At 67.1% G+C, this 16,795-nt stretch carries 21 protein-coding genes and 1 tRNA gene; 13 read left to right on the forward strand and 9 right to left on the reverse strand.

Annotated elements, in window-relative coordinates; translation table 11 throughout:
• Positions 1-650: phosphocholine cytidylyltransferase family protein (locus AC14A7_RS01850; protein WP_484006196.1), on the reverse strand; the 650-nt coding region annotated here is incomplete at its 3' end.
• A gap of 264 nt (positions 651-914) precedes the next feature.
• On the opposite strand from AC14A7_RS01850, the gene AC14A7_RS01855 reads away from it, so the two are divergent.
• The 3 genes from AC14A7_RS01855 to AC14A7_RS01865 are packed head-to-tail and all read left to right on the forward strand — an operon-like array spanning position 915 to position 3,618.
• A complete protein-coding gene (locus AC14A7_RS01855; RefSeq protein WP_484006179.1) occupies positions 915-1,787 on the forward strand; it encodes an ABC transporter ATP-binding protein in 873 nt (290 codons plus the stop codon).
• A complete protein-coding gene (locus AC14A7_RS01860; RefSeq protein WP_484006180.1) occupies positions 1,763-3,334 on the forward strand; it encodes a hypothetical protein in 1,572 nt (523 codons plus the stop codon). Before AC14A7_RS01855 ends, AC14A7_RS01860 begins: the two co-directional genes overlap by 25 nt.
• 23 nt (positions 3,335-3,357) lie before the next feature.
• Positions 3,358-3,618 (forward strand): DUF3039 domain-containing protein, encoded by a 261-nt coding sequence (locus AC14A7_RS01865; protein ID WP_484006181.1) that lies wholly within the window; start codon positions 3,358-3,360, stop codon positions 3,616-3,618.
• On the opposite strand, the gene AC14A7_RS01870 is transcribed toward AC14A7_RS01865, so the two are convergent.
• Complete coding sequence (locus AC14A7_RS01870) at positions 3,615-4,913, reverse strand: nicotinate phosphoribosyltransferase (RefSeq protein WP_484006182.1); 1,299 nt, start codon at positions 4,911-4,913, stop codon at positions 3,615-3,617. The genes AC14A7_RS01865 and AC14A7_RS01870 overlap by 4 nt on opposite strands.
• A 21-nt stretch (positions 4,914-4,934) precedes the next feature.
• Between AC14A7_RS01870 and murI the strand changes: the two genes are divergently transcribed.
• From murI to rdgB, 3 genes are all read left to right on the forward strand, one after another.
• Complete coding sequence (murI, locus tag AC14A7_RS01875; protein ID WP_484006183.1) at positions 4,935-5,765, forward strand: glutamate racemase; 831 nt, start codon at positions 4,935-4,937, stop codon at positions 5,763-5,765.
• Positions 5,762-6,487 (forward strand): ribonuclease PH, encoded by a 726-nt coding sequence (gene rph, locus AC14A7_RS01880; RefSeq protein ID WP_484006184.1) that lies wholly within the window; start codon positions 5,762-5,764, stop codon positions 6,485-6,487. The genes murI and rph overlap by 4 nt, the downstream gene beginning before the upstream one ends.
• Positions 6,488-6,554: 67 nt before the next feature.
• Complete coding sequence (rdgB, locus tag AC14A7_RS01885) at positions 6,555-7,145, forward strand: RdgB/HAM1 family non-canonical purine NTP pyrophosphatase (RefSeq protein WP_484006185.1); 591 nt, start codon at positions 6,555-6,557, stop codon at positions 7,143-7,145.
• On the opposite strand, the gene AC14A7_RS01890 is transcribed toward rdgB, so the two are convergent.
• Positions 7,134-8,087, reverse strand: coding sequence for an L-lactate dehydrogenase (locus tag AC14A7_RS01890; RefSeq protein WP_484006186.1), 954 nt, complete (start codon positions 8,085-8,087; stop codon positions 7,134-7,136). The two genes, rdgB and AC14A7_RS01890, sit on opposite strands and share 12 nt — an antisense overlap.
• A 113-nt stretch (positions 8,088-8,200) precedes the next feature.
• On the opposite strand from AC14A7_RS01890, the gene AC14A7_RS01895 reads away from it, so the two are divergent.
• The 4 genes from AC14A7_RS01895 to AC14A7_RS01910 are packed head-to-tail and all read left to right on the forward strand — an operon-like array spanning position 8,201 to position 11,549.
• Complete coding sequence (locus AC14A7_RS01895) at positions 8,201-9,100, forward strand: cation diffusion facilitator family transporter (protein ID WP_484006187.1); 900 nt, start codon at positions 8,201-8,203, stop codon at positions 9,098-9,100.
• A gap of 9 nt (positions 9,101-9,109) precedes the next feature.
• Complete coding sequence (locus AC14A7_RS01900) at positions 9,110-10,339, forward strand: Nramp family divalent metal transporter (protein ID WP_484006188.1); 1,230 nt, start codon at positions 9,110-9,112, stop codon at positions 10,337-10,339.
• The gene (locus AC14A7_RS01905; RefSeq protein ID WP_484006197.1) at positions 10,339-11,019 is read left to right on the forward strand and encodes a metal-dependent transcriptional regulator; all 681 of its coding nucleotides are present in this window, start codon (positions 10,339-10,341) and stop codon (positions 11,017-11,019) included. The genes AC14A7_RS01900 and AC14A7_RS01905 overlap by 1 nt, the downstream gene beginning before the upstream one ends.
• Positions 11,016-11,549 carry a HEAT repeat domain-containing protein gene (locus tag AC14A7_RS01910; protein ID WP_484006189.1) on the forward strand — a complete coding sequence of 178 codons (534 nt, stop codon included), beginning with the start codon at positions 11,016-11,018 and terminating at the stop codon, positions 11,547-11,549. Before AC14A7_RS01905 ends, AC14A7_RS01910 begins: the two co-directional genes overlap by 4 nt.
• Before the next feature lie 4 nt (positions 11,550-11,553).
• Here the strand turns inward: AC14A7_RS01910 and AC14A7_RS01915 are convergent, their stop codons facing one another.
• Together AC14A7_RS01915 and AC14A7_RS01920 are read right to left on the reverse strand one after the other, a co-directional pair.
• Positions 11,554-12,285, reverse strand: a complete 732-nt coding sequence (locus tag AC14A7_RS01915) for a DedA family protein (protein ID WP_484006198.1) — start codon at positions 12,283-12,285, stop codon at positions 11,554-11,556.
• An 87-nt stretch (positions 12,286-12,372) separates the two neighbouring features.
• Positions 12,373-12,454, reverse strand: a tRNA-Leu gene (locus tag AC14A7_RS01920).
• 148 nt (positions 12,455-12,602) lie between these two features.
• Here AC14A7_RS01920 and AC14A7_RS01925 point away from each other — a divergent pair.
• The 3 genes from AC14A7_RS01925 (at position 12,603) to AC14A7_RS01935 (ending at position 14,052) form a co-directional block, all read left to right on the forward strand.
• Positions 12,603-12,959, forward strand: a complete 357-nt coding sequence (locus AC14A7_RS01925; protein WP_484006190.1) for a hypothetical protein — start codon at positions 12,603-12,605, stop codon at positions 12,957-12,959.
• Positions 12,956-13,318 (forward strand): hypothetical protein, encoded by a 363-nt coding sequence (locus AC14A7_RS01930; protein ID WP_484006191.1) that lies wholly within the window; start codon positions 12,956-12,958, stop codon positions 13,316-13,318. The genes AC14A7_RS01925 and AC14A7_RS01930 overlap by 4 nt, the downstream gene beginning before the upstream one ends.
• A gap of 86 nt (positions 13,319-13,404) precedes the next feature.
• Positions 13,405-14,052 carry a LysE family translocator gene (locus AC14A7_RS01935; protein ID WP_484006192.1) on the forward strand — a complete coding sequence of 216 codons (648 nt, stop codon included), beginning with the start codon at positions 13,405-13,407 and terminating at the stop codon, positions 14,050-14,052.
• On the opposite strand, the gene AC14A7_RS01940 is transcribed toward AC14A7_RS01935, so the two are convergent.
• From AC14A7_RS01940 to AC14A7_RS01955, 4 genes are read right to left on the reverse strand one after another with little or no spacing between them, the layout of a single operon-like run.
• On the reverse strand, positions 14,049-14,507 hold the full coding sequence (locus tag AC14A7_RS01940; RefSeq protein WP_484006193.1) for a hypothetical protein: 459 nt from the start codon (positions 14,505-14,507) through the stop codon (positions 14,049-14,051). The genes AC14A7_RS01935 and AC14A7_RS01940 overlap by 4 nt on opposite strands.
• Positions 14,507-15,058, reverse strand: coding sequence for a LytTR family DNA-binding domain-containing protein (locus AC14A7_RS01945; protein ID WP_484006194.1), 552 nt, complete (start codon positions 15,056-15,058; stop codon positions 14,507-14,509). The genes AC14A7_RS01940 and AC14A7_RS01945 overlap by 1 nt, the downstream gene beginning before the upstream one ends.
• Positions 15,059-15,084: 26 nt before the next feature.
• On the reverse strand, positions 15,085-16,203 hold the full coding sequence (locus AC14A7_RS01950; RefSeq protein WP_484006199.1) for a serine hydrolase domain-containing protein: 1,119 nt from the start codon (positions 16,201-16,203) through the stop codon (positions 15,085-15,087).
• The gene (locus tag AC14A7_RS01955) at positions 16,092-16,763 is read right to left on the reverse strand and encodes an acyl-CoA thioesterase (RefSeq protein WP_484006195.1); all 672 of its coding nucleotides are present in this window, start codon (positions 16,761-16,763) and stop codon (positions 16,092-16,094) included. Before AC14A7_RS01955 ends, AC14A7_RS01950 begins: the two co-directional genes overlap by 112 nt.
• Between the last annotated feature and the right edge of the window lie 32 nt (positions 16,764-16,795).

Here is a 16,795-nt window from a genome sequence, read left to right on the forward strand (position 1 = left end):
AGATTCGCGCGCTCGAGGTCTTCTGCGAAGTCGATCTCGACTGCGTAGAGGGCGGAGATGTCGACCGGCTCGATGTGCAGTTTGTCCTGCGCGATGGCGAGCTCGATGCCTCGCTCGAAGTAGTCCTGGTCGCCGACGCGCTTGAGCTGGCGGAGCAGCACTGCCTTGTCGTCGCTCGAGATGAAGTTGATGCCGACGGCCTCGCCGAGGCCGCCCTTGACCTGCTTCGACAGCTCCTTGATGTAGCCCTCTGCGTTGGTCGTGTACTTGACCTCTTCGTCAGAGACCTTGGCGGTGTTGACGGAGACGAACGACTGGTCGCGCGCAACGATCTTGGCGGCGCGAACGAGGGCCTCCGGGTCGAAGACGACGTCGCCGTTCATCCACAGCACGCCGCCGGTCGAGGATGCCGCGAGAGCGCGCATGAGGCTCTTCGAGGTGTTGGTCTGGTCGTACTGCTCGTTGTAGACGAACGACGCGTTGGGGAACGCCTCGATGATGTGCTCGAGCTTGTAGCCGACGACGATGGTCACCTTGACGTCTTTGCCGAATGCGGCGTGGATGTTGTCGAACTGCTGCTGCATGATGGTGCGGCCATCGGCGAGCTCGGTGAGCGGCTTCGGCAGCGAGCGGCCGAGGCGGCTGCCCATGCCTGCTGCGAGGATGACGACCTGCTGGGTCGTGGTCTGTGCTGACACAGTCTTTGCTGACACGGTGTCTCCTTTACGGTGCGATCGGGGGCCAGGTGTCTTCAATCAGAGTTCTTCAACTGTTAACCGGACTGGCAGAGGGTAGACACACCGTTGTGCCTCGCCAAGTTTACGGAAATAGCTGGGAAAACACAGGTGCACCATCCTGATGTTGTCGATTCGTGATGCAGAGTCAGTACTCGGCGTCGGCGTTGATACGGTTGGGTGGTGGACCAGAACCCTGCCTCAGACCCTGCGGCCCCGGTAGTGACGGTGGTTCGCGCTCCCGCCCGCAAGCCCCGCGCCCGCAAGCCGACGGCGGCAAAGGCGCAGCCGCGAGAGGTTGCGCTCTCGATTCGCGGGCTCGTCAAGCGCTTCGAGAACAAGACCGCTGTCGCGGGAATCGACCTCGAGGTCTTCTCCGGCTCGCTGTACGGCATTGTCGGGCCGAATGGCGCGGGAAAGACGACGACTCTCTCGATGGTCACCGGTCTGCTCAAGCCAGACGCCGGCAGTGTCTTCGTGCACGGACACGACGTGTGGGCCGATCCCGTCGCTGCCAAGCGCAAGCTCGGGGTGCTGCCCGACCAGCTGAGGCTGTTCGACCGGCTGACCGGTGGCCAGCTGCTCTACTACTCCGGCATCCTGCGCGGTCTCGACAAGGCGTCGGTGCGACTGCGCAGTGCCGACCTTGCTACGGCGTTCGGACTTGAGAACTCCCTCGACCGGCTCGTCGCCGACTACTCCGCCGGCATGAGCAAGAAGATCGCGCTCGCGGCGGCGATGATCCACTCGCCCCGTCTGCTCGTGCTCGACGAGCCGTTCGAGTCTGTCGACCCTGTCTCGTCGGCGAACATCATCGAGATCCTGCAGCGCTACGCCAAGGCGGGCGGCACCGTCGTGCTCTCCAGCCACACCATGAACCTCATCGAGCGGGTCTGCGACTCGGTGGCCGTCATCGTCAACGGATCGGTGCTGGCCCAGGGCACCATGAACGAGGTGCGCGCGGGCAAGAGCCTCGAAGACCGCTTCGTCGAACTCGCCGGTGGGCGCAAGGCTGCGGAGGGCATGGAGTGGTTGCACAAGTTCTCCGACTGAAGCTGATCCTTCTCGGCAACGCCTTCCGCCGAACCCCGTGGCAGGTCGTCGGGCTGGTCTTCGCGCTTGCCTACGGCCTCGGCACCGCCTTCTTCCTCGCGGCGGGGCTCGTCGCCCTTCGGTTCGCCGACGTCGACGTTGCACGCAGCATCGTCGTCGTGTTCGGGGCGCTGGCCATCGTGGTGTTCGCGGTGCTGCCGCTGCTGCTCGGTATCGACGACATCCTCGATCCACGGCGCTTCGCGCTCTACGGAATGTCGAACTCGCTGCTGTCGACGAGCATTGCCACGGCATCGCTGGTCAGCGTGCCGGCCGTCGTCATCGGCATCATCGCCTTTGCCCAGATCACCACGTGGTCTCGAGGTGCGCTGCCCTTGGCCCTCGCGGTCGTCGCCGCGCTGCTCATCGTCGGCACCTGTGTGCTCTCCGCTCGCATCACGACGACGCTTGCCACCTTCCTGCTCTCGACCCGTCGCTCGCGCGACGCCACGACGATCGTCGGCATCGTGCTGCTTGTTGCGGCAACGCCGCTCATCGTGCTGCTGAGCTCTGTCGACTGGGCGAAGAACGGCCTGGCGGTGCTGGGCGAGGTCGCCAATGTCGCCGGATGGACGCCGTTCGGCGCAGCGTGGTCGGCACCAGCAGACGCCGCGGCTGGGTCTGACGGCTCGGCGATCGCCAAGATCATCATCGCCATCGCGTGGCTCGCGGTGCTCGCGCTCGTCTGGCGAGCGCTTGTCAGCGCTGTGCTCGTTCGTCCGCCGCGTCAGGCGCAGGCCAAGCGGTACAGCGGTATCGGATGGTTCGACCGTCTCGCCGGTACACCGACGGGAGCCATCGCGGCTCGCTCGGTGACCTACTGGATGCGGGACGCGCGCTACCTGACGAGCCTCGCCGTCATCCCCGTCATCCCGGCCTTCATGATCGTCGCCCTGATCATCGGCGGTGCACCGGTCAACGTGGTGGCGCTCATTCCCGTGCCGATCATCTGCCTCTTCCTCGCCTGGTCGGTGCACAACGACGTCTCGTTCGACAACACGGCGATCTGGCTCCACCTCGTCTCGAGCACCTCCGGTCGAGCCGACCGCGTCGGGCGCCTCGCACCGGTGCTGGTGGTCGGCATCGTCGTCATCGTCGGCGGCTCGATCCTGAGCGCCGCCGTCTACGGCGAGTGGACGGCGCTGCCCGCACTCATCGGCGTGAGCTCGTGCATCCTCTTCGTCGGGCTCGGCTTGTCGAGCATCATGTCGGCGCGCTTCCCGTACCCGGCTGTGCGACCAGACGACAGCCCGTTCTCTCAGCCCCAGGCAGGAGGCAGCAGCGCCGGTCTCATCCAGGCGATGTCCTTCTTCGGAATCCTGCTGCTCGCGCTTCCCTCGATCGCAAGCGCGATCATCGGGCTGATCGTCGGCGGACCGTGGCCGTTCATCTCGCTCGGCAGCGGCCTCGTGGTCGGTATCCTCGCCCTGGTCGGCGGTGTGCGCCTCGGTGCTCGAGTGTTCGACCGTCGCGGGCACGAGCTGCTCGCCGCGGCACTGCGCAACTAGCGCTCTCGGCGTAAAATCGACCCATGGCTGACTTGGACAGGACCGGCGGCGGCACCGACACCCTCGATCGCGAGCTCGAAGAGCTGCTCAGCAAGGAGCAGGTCGAGGAGGGCGATCACGAGCGCTTCTCGCACTACGCCCCGAAGAACAAGATCATGGAGTCTGCGCTCAGCGGCAAGCCGGTGCGCGCGCTGTGCGGCAAGCTCTGGACCCCGTCGCGAGACCCGGAGAAGTTTCCGGTGTGCCCGACCTGCAAGGAGATCTACGAAGGGCTCAACGCCTAGTCGGCCCAGACCGTCGGGATCGCCGGGTCGCCACGACCGAGGCGCAGCGCCTGGGCTGGCAGCTCCGCGATCGACGCGGCATGGTGCTCGCGGGCAGCGACCGTTCCTGCGTGGCCGAGGTAGGCCGCATCCGGCTCCCCGTCCACGATGAGCGGAACGAGCAGTTGGCGCCCGGGAGTTCCAGGCGACAGCGCGATCGTCTCGCTCGTCGCGACGCCGCCGCCGAGCGTGCGCACGGGGTGCTTGCGCCCCCCGACCGTCGCCTTGTCCGCCGACTTCTTGGCAACAGACACCCAGTCGCCGCCGTCGGAGCGGTGTGCGACGAGCTTGTAGACCATGCCGGAGGCAGGATGCCCAGAGCCGGTGACGAGACTCGTGCCAACCCCGTACGAGTCGACGGGCGCCGCGCGCAGGGCCGCGATCGTGAACTCGTCGAGGTCGTTGGTGACCGTGATCTTCGTGGAGGTCGCGCCGAGCGAGTCGAGCTGAGCCCGAACAGCGGCGACGACCGTCGGCAGGTCTCCGGAGTCGATGCGCACCGCTCCGAGGCCAGTGCCGGCGACACGAACCGCCAACTCCACGCCGGCGCGGATGTCGTAGGTGTCGACCAGGAGCGTCGTGCCCGCCCCGAGAGCGTCGACCTGCGCCCGGAACGCCTCCTCCTCGCTGTCGTGCAGAAGGGTGAAGGAGTGGGCGGCCGTGCCCATCGTCGGAATGCCCCAGTCGAGTCCTGCACGCAGGTTGGAGGTCGCTCCGAACCCCGCGATGAAGGCGGCGCGGGCGGCGGCGACCGCGGAGTGCTCGCCCGTGCGGCGCGAGCCCATCTCGGCGAGGGGGCGCCCGTCGGCTGCCGCGACCATCCGAGCGGCGGCCGAGGCAACGGCGGAGTCGTAGTTGAGCACGCTGAGGGCGAGCGTCTCGAGCATGACGGCCTCGGCGAAGGTTCCCTGCACGACGAGGATGGGGGAGTTGGGAAAGTACACCTCACCCTCCCGGTATCCCCACACGGTTCCGCGGAAGCGGAAGTCGGCGAGGTAGTCGATGGTCGCCGAGGTCAGGAACCCGCGAAGGAACGTCAGCTCCTCGTCTCCGAACCGGAACTGCCCGATGAGGTCGAGCAGTCGTCCGGTGCCGGCGACGACGCCGAAACGGCGTCCCTCCGGCAGTCGGCGGGTGAAGACCTCGAAGACCGACTCGCGGCTGGCGCGCCCGCTCGCGAGGGCGGCATCCAGCATTGTCAGTTCGTATCTGTCGGTGAGAAGTGAGCTGGTGCCGTGCAGCGCGGAGGAGGCCATGCCTCAGCCTAAACTTGGGCCGTGAGCAATGCGCCGATCGGAGTCTTCGACAGCGGTGTCGGCGGGCTCACCGTCGCGCGGGCGATCATCGACCAGCTGCCACGGGAGTCGATCCTGTACGTCGGCGACACCGCGCACTCGCCCTACGGGCCGAAGCCGATCGCCGACGTGCGTCGCTTCGCCCTCGAGGTCATGGACGACCTCGTGGCGCAGGGCGTGAAGACCCTCGTCATCGCGTGCAACACGGCGAGCGCCGCGATGCTGCGGGATGCCCGCGAGCGCTACGTCGGAATCCCCGTTCTCGAGGTGATCCAGCCCGCCGTGCGTGCCGCCGTTCGCCAGACACGCAGCAAGCGCGTCGGTGTCATCGGCACGGTCGGCACCGTCAACTCGCTCGCCTACGAGGACGCGTTCGCCGCGGCATCCGACCTCCAGCTGTTCAGCCAGGCGTGCCCACGCTTCGTCGAGTTCGTCGAGAACGGTGTCACGAGCGGGGCAGAGCTGTTCGCTGTCGCCGAGGAGTACCTCGCGCCGCTGAAGGCAGCACAGGTCGACACCGTCGTTCTCGGTTGCACGCACTACCCCCTGCTCGCCGGCGCCATCCAGTACGTCATGGGCGAGGAGGTCACGCTGGTCAGCAGTGCAGAGGAGACGGCCTTCGACGTCTACCGCACCCTGGTCAAGCACGGGCTGGAGCGCACCTCGACCGAGCCGCCCAGCTACACCTTCGAGGCGACAGGCGACAGCAACGCCGACTTCCTGCGGCTGGCCCACCGCTTCCTCGGCCCAGAGGTCACCACCGTCAGTCTCGTCGAGACCGGCGCGATCCCCACCATTAAGGACACCCCATGACCCGATCGGATGGCCGCGCGGCCAACGAGCTCCGCCCCGTCACCATCGAGCGCGGCTGGAGCGAGCAGGCAGAGGGAAGCGCCCTCATCTCGTTCGGACGCACGAAGGTGCTGTGCACCGCATCCTTCACCAACGGCGTTCCGCGCTGGCTCACCGGCAAGGGCAAGGGCTGGGTCACGGCCGAGTACGCGATGCTGCCGCGCAGCACCAACGACCGCATGGACCGCGAGTCGGTCAAGGGGCGCGTCGGCGGCCGCACCCACGAGATCTCCCGCCTCATCGGCCGCTCGCTGCGCGCTGTCGTCGACACGAAGGCACTCGGCGAGAACACCCTCGTCATCGACTGCGACGTGCTGCAGGCCGACGGCGGTACGCGAACTGCGGCGATCACCGGCGCCTACGTCGCACTCGCCGACGCGATCGAGTGGGGCCGAGGCAAGGGTTTCATCGGCAAGAACGCGAAGCCGCTCATCGACTCGGTCGCCGCGGTCAGCGTCGGCATCATCGACGGTGAGCCGCTGCTCGACCTCGCCTATGTGGAGGATGTGCGCGCAGAGACCGACATGAACGTCGTCGTCACTGGCCGCGGCCTGTTCGTGGAGGTGCAGGGCACGGCAGAGGGCGCGCCATTCGACCGCCGCGAGCTCGACGCCCTGCTCGACCTCGCCGTCGGGGGCGCAACCGACCTCACGGCCCTGCAGGTGGCGACCCTTGGCTCCTAGCACTTCTGCTCACGGCTCCAGCTATGGCGTCGAATCGCGCGCTACAACTCCGGCTGCGAGCTCGTAGATGGAGCTACGGCAGGTGGTGCTGGCGACCCACAACGCTCACAAGGTCGAGGAGCTGCGCAGAATCCTCGGGCCGCAGCTCGCGGGGCTCGAGCTCGTCGGCTATGACGGGCCGGAGCCGGTGGAGGATGGCGACACCTTCGAGGCGAACGCGCTGATCAAGGCTCGGGCGGCGTCCATCCACACGGGCCTTCCCGCGATCGCCGACGACTCCGGCATCACGGTGGCGGCGCTGGGTGGTGCGCCCGGCATCCACTCGGCTCGATACGCCGGAACGCGTGTGGATGCCGACAATGTGGCACTGCTGCTGGCGAACCTCCGGGGGCACGACGACCGAAGCGCCGCCTTCGTGTGCGCTGCCGCCTTCGTGCATGGCAGCATCGAGCACGTCGTGCTCGGGGAATGGCCGGGCACGGTGCTCGAGGCACCCGTCGGCGAGAACGGCTTCGGCTACGACCCGGTGTTCTCGCCCGATGGCATGGATATCGCCTCGGCAGAGCTCACCCCAGACGCGAAGAACGCCATCAGCCACCGCTCGATGGCGTTCGCCGGCCTCATGCCCTTCGTTCGGGCGACCCTCCTAGACGCCTAGCGTCGCGATCGAAGCACGCACGGCTGCTGCCGAGGCGGCGAAGCGCGCATCCTCTGTCGCATCGAACGGAACGGGGATGACGGCGGAGACACCAGAGGAGTCGACGACGCTCGGCACCGACAGGGCAACCCCGCTGACCCCGCGATAGTCGCTCAGCACAGAGCTGACCGGCAGGATCGCCTTCTCGTCGCGCAGCACCGCCTCGATGATGCGCGTGGCAGACAGGCCGATGGCGTAGTTGGTCGCACCCTTGCCCGCGATGATGGCGTAGGCGGCGTTGGTGACGCCGCTCGCGATGCCGTCGAGCTCCTCCATCGTGAACACGGGGCGTCCATCGCGCTGCCACTCGAGAATCGGCACTGGTCCGATGCGGGCCTGCGACCACAGCGGAAACTCGGAGTCGCCGTGTTCTCCCACGATCATGGCGTGCACGCTGGAGGTGTTGACACCCGCGCGCTCGGCGAGCACCCAGCGCAGGCGGGAGGAGTCGAGCACCGTGCCGGAGGAGAAGACGCGCGAGGCGGGGAGGCCGCTGATCTGCTGGGCCGCGTAGGCGAGCACGTCGCACGGGTTGGTCACGAGCATGTACACGGCGTCGGGCGCGTGCTCGATGAGCTTCGGCATGAGGTCTTCGAGAATGCGGATGTTGGTGGCAGCGAGATCGAGACGGGTCTGACCGGGGTTCTGCTTGGCGCCGGCGGTGACGACGACCATGTTGGCACCGTCGATGACGGAGAGGTCGGAGCCCCCAGAAACCCGGGACGATCCGGTGAACTGCGTGCCGTGGGCGAGGTCGAGAACCTCGGCGTCAACCTTGGCGGTGGCGACGTCGTAGAGCGCCACCTCGCGTGCTGATCGCCGGATAAGGGATGCGTACGCGATTGCCGTTCCGACCGCACCAGCGCCGATGATTGCGACTTTTGAGTTTTCAATGACTGCCATAGAGCCATTCTGTCGACTCCACGAGGCCACGGCATAGGGACCAAGGGCACAATCGATAACGGCACTCATTCCTATCTTGGAGAGTGCGGCAAAATCGCGCATAGCCTGAGTCTGTGAGCCACAACCACGACCACTCGGCAAACCGGGTGCGCTTGACGATCGCCATCGCGATCGTCGCGGTCTTCCTCGTCGTCGAGGTCGTCGGCTCGCTCCTGGCCGGCTCGCTTGCCCTCATCGCCGACGCCGGCCACATGTTCTCCGACCTGCTCGGGCTCGTTGTCGCCCTCATCGCACTCTCCATTGCGGCACGGCCGGCCACCGACCGACAGACCTTCGGCTACCAGCGGGCAGAGGTGCTCGGCGCGCTCGCGAACGGGCTCATCCTTCTCGGTGTTGCCGTGTTCGTTGCCGTCCAGGCGGTCGGGCGGCTGGTCACGCCGTCGGAGGTGCTCGGGGTGCCGATGCTCGTCGTGGCGGGGCTCGGGCTTCTCGCGAACGTGGCGGTGCTGCTGATCCTGCGCGGTGGGGCGAAGGAGTCGATCGGTATGCGGGGTGCCTACCTCGAGGTGCTCGGCGACCTTCTCGGCTCTCTCGCTGCGGTGACGGCTGGAGTCGTCATCCTGCTCACCGGCTTCTCGCAGGCCGATGCCATCGCGTCCCTCGTCATTGCGGGTCTCATCGTGCCGCGCGCGCTCGTGCTGCTGCGCGACGTGCTGCACGTGCTCACCGAGTCGGTGCCCTCGCACATGGATGTCGCCGAGATCCGCGAGCACCTGCTCGGCACGCCCGGCGTCGTCGACGTGCACGACGTGCACGTCTGGGCGATCACGTCGGGCGCCCCGGTGTTCTCCGCCCACGTCGTCGTGTCGGCGCAGCTGTTTGCGACCGGGGGCACCGGCCGCCTTCTCGACGAGCTGGGCAGCTGCCTCTCCGGCCACTTCGACGTCGACCACTCGACCTTCCAGCTCGAGCCAGAGGAGCACGCGGCCCACGAGGACCAGCACCACCGCTAGAGTTTCGGTATGCCTAAATCCGATGTTGGAGACAGGCGAAAGCTGCTGCTCCTCCTCGGCCCCGCCTTCGTCGCCGCTGTCGCCTACGTCGACCCTGGCAACGTCGCAGCCAATCTCACGGCCGGCGCGCGCTACGGCTATCTGCTGCTCTGGGTTCTCATCGTCGCCAACCTCATCGCCGTGCTCGTGCAGTACCAGTCGGCCAAGCTCGGCATCGTCACGGGCCGCAGCCTGCCAGAGCTGCTTGGCGACCGGCTGCGCACCGGGCCGCGTCGCCTCTACTGGATCCAAGCGGAGCTCGTTGCCGCCGCCACCGACATCGCGGAGGTCATCGGCGGTGCGATCGCACTGCACTTGCTCTTCGGTCTGCCGCTGCTGCTCGGCGGCCTCATCGTCGGGCTCGCCTCGATGGTGTTGCTGACACTGCAGTCGCATCGCAGTCAGCGCTCCTTCGAGCTCGTCATCATCACCCTGCTCGGCGTGATCCTCGTCGGCTTCGTGTCTGGGCTGTTCTTCACAGAGGCCGACCCCGGCGCTCTGCTCGCCGGCATCGTTCCCCGGTTCGCGGGCACCGACTCCGTGCTGCTCGCCACGAGCATGCTCGGCGCAACGGTCATGCCGCACGTCATCTACCTGCACTCCGCCCTCGTGCGCGACCGCCACGGCGTCACGACCGACCCGGTGCGGCAGCGCGAGCTGCTGAAAGCGACGCGAGTGGATGTCGGCCTCGCCCTGCTGATCGCCGGTGCCATCAACATCGCGATGCTGCTGCTCGCCGCGGCGGCCCTGCGCGGCGTCGACGGCACCGACTCCATCGAGGGGGCGCATGCGGCGATCGTCGCAGCCCTCGGCGGCGGTATCGGCGTGGTGTTCGCGATCGGGCTGCTCGCATCCGGTCTCGCATCGACGAGTGTCGGCACCTACGCCGGCTCGGCGATCATGGGCGGGCTGCTGAAGGTGCAGATCCCGCTGCTCGTGCGCCGGGTCGTGACGCTTGTTCCGGCCCTCGCGGTGCTCGCGATCGGGTTCGACCCCACCCGTGCCCTCGTGCTCAGCCAGGTCGTGCTCAGCTTCGGAATACCGTTCGCCCTTGTGCCCCTCGTCGCCCTCGCGAGCTCGAAGACGCTCATGGGGGAGTTCGCCAACGCCCCATGGCTGCGGGTGGCCGGCTGGACCAGCACGGCGGCCATCGTCACCATCAACGTGCTGCTCATCGTGCTGGTTATCGTGGGGGTGTGATGAAGGCATACCCCTCCGCGATCGAGGACTACGTCAAGGTCATCTACGCCCACACCGAGTGGCAGCCGGAGCCGATCACGACCTCCGCTCTGGCCGCCCGGCTCGGCCTCGCCGCCTCGAGCGTCACCGAGATGACCAAGCGGCTCGTCGCGCTCGGCCTCGTGGAGCACGAGCGCTATGGAGCGATCACCCTCACCCCCGACGGCAGCGTTCTCGCGCTGCGCATGGTTCGCCGGCACCGCCTGATCGAGACCTGGCTGGTCGAGGGGTTCGGATACTCGTGGGACGAGGTGCACGACGAGGCCGAGGTGCTGGAGCACGCCATGAGCGATCGACTGCTCGACGCGATCGACGAGAAGCTCGGCCACCCGACGCGAGACCCCCACGGCGACCCGATCCCGACGGCGCTGGGTGGAGTCTCGAGGCCCGAAGCCGTGCTTCTGCGAGACGCGACGCCCGGCACCACTGGCCGCGTCGTGCGCATCAGCGACAGCGACCCGCGGCTGCTTCGCCACCTCACCGCGGAGGCCATCACGATCGACAGGAAGCTCGAGGTCGTCGGGCGCACGCCGTACGGCGGCTCCTTCACTGTGCGCGTGGACGGCACGAACGGCGAGCGCGACCTCGGCGAGCAGGCGCTCGCGTCGATCTGGATAGCCGTAGAGTTGCCAGCGCAATGAACGCGAACACTCTCTCTGACATCCAGCCCGACGACTCCCCGCAGAAGCGCGTCGCCGCCGCCATCGAGGCGCTCGGCGAGCAGGAGGTGGTGGAGCGCGCCGTCGCTCTGCTCGCAGGGCTCAACGCCGGCGAGGAGTTCCTCATCGTGGCGGGCGGTCCGCACGCCAAGGGGCTGCTCGACGGCGCCCCGCCGCTCTACTGGCCAGAGGTGTGGGGAGCCCGCGTGCTGCTCTACGCCTGGTCGGACACTGCGAAGGATGCCGTGGCGGCCGGCCTGCAGAACCAGGCATGGCGGGTGCGCGAGATGTGCGCTCGCGTCGCGGGAACCCGCGGCCTCGAGGTTGCCCCGCTGCTGCGCGAGCTGCTGACCGACGATGTCGCCCGGGTGCGCTCCGCGGGCGCGAGAGCTCTTTGCGAGGTCGGCGACGCGAGCGATGCCGAACTACTCACGAACCTGTTCACGGACGAAGAGGTCGAGGTGCGCCGCGCGGCGCAGCAGGCGATCGCCCGCACCGCCGCCCGAGGCTAAGGGCCTAGGCCTTCGGGTCGTTCGACTTGTCCTGGTCGAACAGCGCCGGGTCGAGCACGAGCTCCTCGGCGTTGGCGAGAACCAGATTGCGCTTCTTGCGCGCCTTCAGTGACGACTGCACGTAGTGGAACACGGTCGGGATGAGCGTGACGGCAACCGCCCCGAGCAGGATGACGTCGATGTACTTGACGACGAAGTCCTTGACCGGCGGGATGTAGCCGAGCAGGAAACCGGCGTAGGTGAGCCCGGCACCCCAGATGAGGGCGCCGATCGCGTTGTAGAGGCTGTACTTGCGGGCATCCATCTTTCCGACACCGGCGGCGACCGGGGCGAAGGTGCGCACGATCGGAACGAAGCGGGCAACGATGACGGCGAGGCCGCCGAAGCGCTCGAAGAAGTGGTTGGTGCGCTTGACGTTCTCGACACTGAACAGGCCGCTCTCCTTGCGCTCGAAGATGCGCGGCCCGGCCTTTCGACCGATGAGGTAGCCCGATTCTCCGCCGAGGAAGGCCGCGACGGCGATGCAGAGGCACACCAGCCAGATGGGCGCGTCGATCACGTTGGTGAAGGTCAGCACGCCGGAGATGATCAGCAGCGTGTCGCCGGGAAGCAGGAAGCCCACGAGCAGCCCGGTCTCGGAGAAGACGATGATGCAGATGCCGAGCAGTGCGAACGCGCCGAAGCCCTCGATCAACGTGTTCGGGTCGAGCCAGGGAATGAGAGCTGAGGGAACGATGGTGTCTCCAGTCGTCGGTTGCCGTGACAATCGGCGGCGGCCAAGAAGTGTTGGCTAAGGGTACTAGGTCGAGGCTGACAGCAGGTGTGCGGGAGAAGGGACTTGAACCCTCACGCCTTGCGGCACAGGAACCTAAATCCTGCGTGTATACCAATTTCACCACTCCCGCGGCATGGCCAGTTTACCGGCGGTGTCGCGCCCTTCCCCGCGAAGCAACTCCCAGCAAGCACGCAGCCCGCGCCCCCCACATGGGGTAGACAGACCCTTCCTTAAAGGAGCAGGGTGGGGGTTCGCGCACCCGAGGGGAGGTGATCCGAATGCACAGGAGCCTCATCCACGTGCCCGGTCGCCTCGTGCGCGCTGTCCTTGCCGGCGGAATCCTCGCGGGTGGCTGGTTCATCGCCGACCTCGTCCTCACGGCAGAGCCTGCGGCTGCCGTCGATCTCATCCCCGGTGCGAAGGATGCTGTGATCGCCCCGAACGCCTGCGTCACCACCACGATTCTCAGCCCCGTTCGCGAGGCCGCTCAACCTGTCGTCGACACCGTCGCTAGCCCCGTTCTCGAGGGCACCATCGACGTGCTCGCGCCCGTGATCACACCGGTTGTCGTCGGACTCGTTCCGATTGTCGACACGGTGGCTCCGGCGGTGCCGACGGCTGCACTCGGGGCATGACTCGCGTCGCCGTCATCCTCGCCCTCCTTGCACTATCGGGATGCTCGGCTCAGCCAGCCGGGCCTATCGCACCGGTCGTCGACGCGGGCATCGAGGGCGGCCACGTTCTGGCGAGTGGCACCGTCGGCGGTGTCGCCGAGGACGGCGGCCTGTGCCAGTTCACGTTCTGGGCCGAGAACGGCGAGGCATCACGGCTGACGTCGACAGGAGTCGCCGACGGAGACCGCACGGCATGTCCGGAGGTCGGCGAGGCGCTGACCATGCTGTCGCCGGGCAGCTACGAACTCGTGCTCACGTATCGCTCTGGCGACATCGTGGAGAAGAGCGCACCGCTGACGGTGGTCGTTCCCGAGCGGTGACGGTCGGCTCATCGCGTGCGAGACTCGTTCGAGAGGTATGCGGAGAGGGAGCGCCTCGACCGACCAGACTGCCGAGGGGAGACGAGATGATCTCGTGGGCTGCGCTGACCGGTATCGCTCTCGTGGAGCTGTGGCTTGCACTCACCCCGGGGCCGAACATGATGTACCTCGTCTCACGCAGCATCAGTCAGGGATGGCGGGCAGGCATGGTCTCGCTCTCTGGCACCGCGGTGGGATTCGTCGTCTACATGGTGATGGCGAACCTCGGCATGGCGGCGGTGTTCCTGGTCGTGCCGTGGCTGTTCATCGCCCTCAAGATCGCGGGGGCGGCCTACGTGCTCTGGCTTGCGTACTCGACTCTGCGTCCCGGGGGCGCATCGCTCTTCGGCCCAAGGGAGCTTCCCCGCGATTCGTTCGCCCGGCTGTTTCGCATGGGTCTCGTGACCAATCTGCTGAACCCCAAGGTCGCGATCCTCTACCTGGCGATCATCCCGCAGTTCATCGACCCCGCTGCCGGCAACATCGTCGGTCAGGGGTTCCAGCTCGGTGCTGTGCAGATCCTTGTCGGCGTGGCGGTGAACGGCGCGATCATCTGCGCTGCCGGCTCGATCGCGTCCTTCCTGCAGGGACGGCCGGCATGGATGCGGTGGCAGTCCCGGGTCACCGGCACGCTTCTCGGGGCGGTCGGCGTCAAGCTCGCGATCGACGCCCCCGCCCCGGCAGGTGCGGCCTAGGCCGACCCGATGACTCCGTCACGTTCGTCAGCCTGACTCTTCGACACGGCAGCCTGCAGTGCCCGCAGCCGACGCTGCGACTGGCGGTAGAGCAGGAAGTCGGCGAGGTTCGCGACACTCACGATCGTGACGACGATGCCGATGAGCGACCAGGCGTTCCAACGGGCGGCTGTCTCTTCGTCGGCGAAGACGAGCAGCAGCACCATGGCGATGGCGGTCACTACGACGGCGATGAGGTTGTTCACCGCGAAGAACACCGCGGTGCGGGCGAGCCGCAGCGGCAGCAGAGAGGTGAGCCACTCCGTCGCCAGCCCGATCAGCAAGCCGATGCCGCCACTCGTGAGTATGCCGACGACGAAGGGCCAGCCGGTGGCCGGTGCCGGGTTCATCACCTGCAGCACCAGCCCGATGCCGATGCCGAGAAAGAACGACTTGACCACGTTCTCGTAGTTCATCACTTCATCTCCCCGAGTCGAAGGGCCTGGCGCAGCCGGCCGGAGTAGGTCTTCGACACCTCGAGCTCCTCACCGCCGGTCATGCGCAGCACGAACCGAGAGTTGAACCACGGCACGATCTCTCGCACGTGCACGATGTTGGCGAGCTGCGACTTGTTGACCCGGATGAATCCGATGGTCGACCAGCTGAGCTCGTAGAACTGCAGGGTTCTGCGCACCCGATACCGACCGGACGCCGTGCACGCGACGACGCCGTCACCCTCCGCCTCGAGGTAGCGCACCTCGCGCGGCGACAGCACCGTGAAGGTGCTGCCGCTCTGCCCGGTGAGGGTGCGCGTGCCGCCGGAGTCGTCGCGACCTCCGGCGACCAGCATGCGCACCGCCTCCATGTAGTCGAGGGCGTCGAAGACGAGGGCCGGCTTGTCGGCTGGCAGGTCGAAACCGCGCTCGACGAGCACCCACGCACCGTCGGGCTCGACCGGGATGTCGAAGACCGCGAGCTCGCGCTCGAGCTTCTCTCGCACCCGCGGGGAGCAGACCAGTTGCACCATGCCGTGTGTCCTCGTTCGTCGGGCGGCTACTTCTGGAGGCGGTCGAACAGCAACCGGATCTCGACGAGCTGCTCGATTGCCTTCTGCCGGTAGTCGAGCGATCCAAAGTTAGCAATGTAGTAGGTGTCGGCGCTCGGGTCGTAGAAGGCAAAGGTGCCCGACGCTCCGATTCCGCCGTGCACGTCGGTCATCGAGAACAGCAGCGGCGAGAGCTCGCCGAAGCGGAACTGCATCATGCCGAGCCCGTAGTAGATGCCGGAGTCGATCCTGCGCGAGAAGTCGGTCATGCGCTCGTAGACGCCCTCCGAGACGAGGTCGCCCCGGGTGAGGGCGCGCATGAACGCGAGCAGGTCGTCCATCGTGGTGACAACGCCGCCACCCGCCCAGTCGACAGAGAGCGCGTTGCGCTCGCTGAGATCCACGCCGTTCGCATCGAGGGAGAGGATGCCGTTGGGCACCCCGAACTCGGTCATGAGGTAGCTGTCGTTCATGTCGAGGGGGCCGAAGATGCGATCCTCGAGCACGCGGTCGTATGGCTTCTGCTCGACAGCCTCGACGACGAGCCCCGCGAGGATGTAGCCGGTGTCGGAGTACGCGAACGACTCTCCGGGAACACCAACCGGCTCCTGATGGTCTCGGCTGAAGTCGAGCAGGTCGGCCGGGGTGAACAGGCGGTCTGGCTGCGCGGCGAGCAGCTCGATCATGGTCGGGCCGCTGGTGACCGGTCCGTCGAAGTAGTCGGCGGCACCGGAGGTGTGGGTGACGAGCTGGCCGACGGTGACCTCCGCGGAGTGGTCGACGCCGTCGATGACGAACAGCCCGTCCAAGGTTTCGGTGTCGAGCCAGGCGTCGATGGGGTCGTCCCACCCGATGGCGCCTTCGTCGACGAGCTGGCCTACGGTGACCGCGAGCATTGTCTTGCCGACGCTCGCGGCGTGGTACTGCGAGTCGACAGTTGCCTTCTCGTCGGAATCTGGTCCCGTCGTTCCGACGGCAAACTGGTGCACCTCGCCGGTCTGGCCGCTGGCGACGGTCAGCAGGGCGCTCGAGACGCCAGCGCCGTCGTCGACGGCCTTCTGCAGCTGCTGCTCGACTGCCGCATCGAGCTCCTCCGGTGATAGGGGCCCGTTGAGCGCGCCGAGCACGCTGACCCCGACAAGCACGACCGCGACGACGCTGCCGGTGATGATGAGTGCTCTCTTGGTGCCTTTTCGCATGGTGATCCTCCGTTGTTGGTTTCCCCGACGGTAGAAGCGGCCGGGGGAGTATCCGACAGCTCCTGCATCGAGACCGTGCCGCCCGACTTCTTGAGAAAGCGGCCGCGCATGAAGGCCCTCGCGAAGACCTCGCCCCTGACGACGAAGCGCTGCTCGACGAACACCGCGCGGTCGTCGTAGCCGACGATCTTCGTCTCGAGGGTGAAACGCTGCCACGGCTGCAACGACTTGCGGAAGGTGATCGTCTCGTTGCTCGCCACCGGGTAGTAGCCGTGCTTCGACAGCTGCGCCCATGCGCCGGCCCGGATCATGAGGTCCATGCGGCCGAGGTCCATGATCGAGAAGTACACGCCGTTGTTCATGTGGCCGAGCACATCGAGGTCGGTCGGCAGCACGTGAAAGTCGGTGCGCCCCACGTCGTGCACGTGGAGCTTCGACGCGCGGCGGGAGCGCACCCACTGCAGGATCGTTCTGAAGATCAGATTCACGCCGTTAGGTTAATCCCATGAGCACTCTTTAC

This window comes from Conyzicola sp., assembly GCF_057073975.1.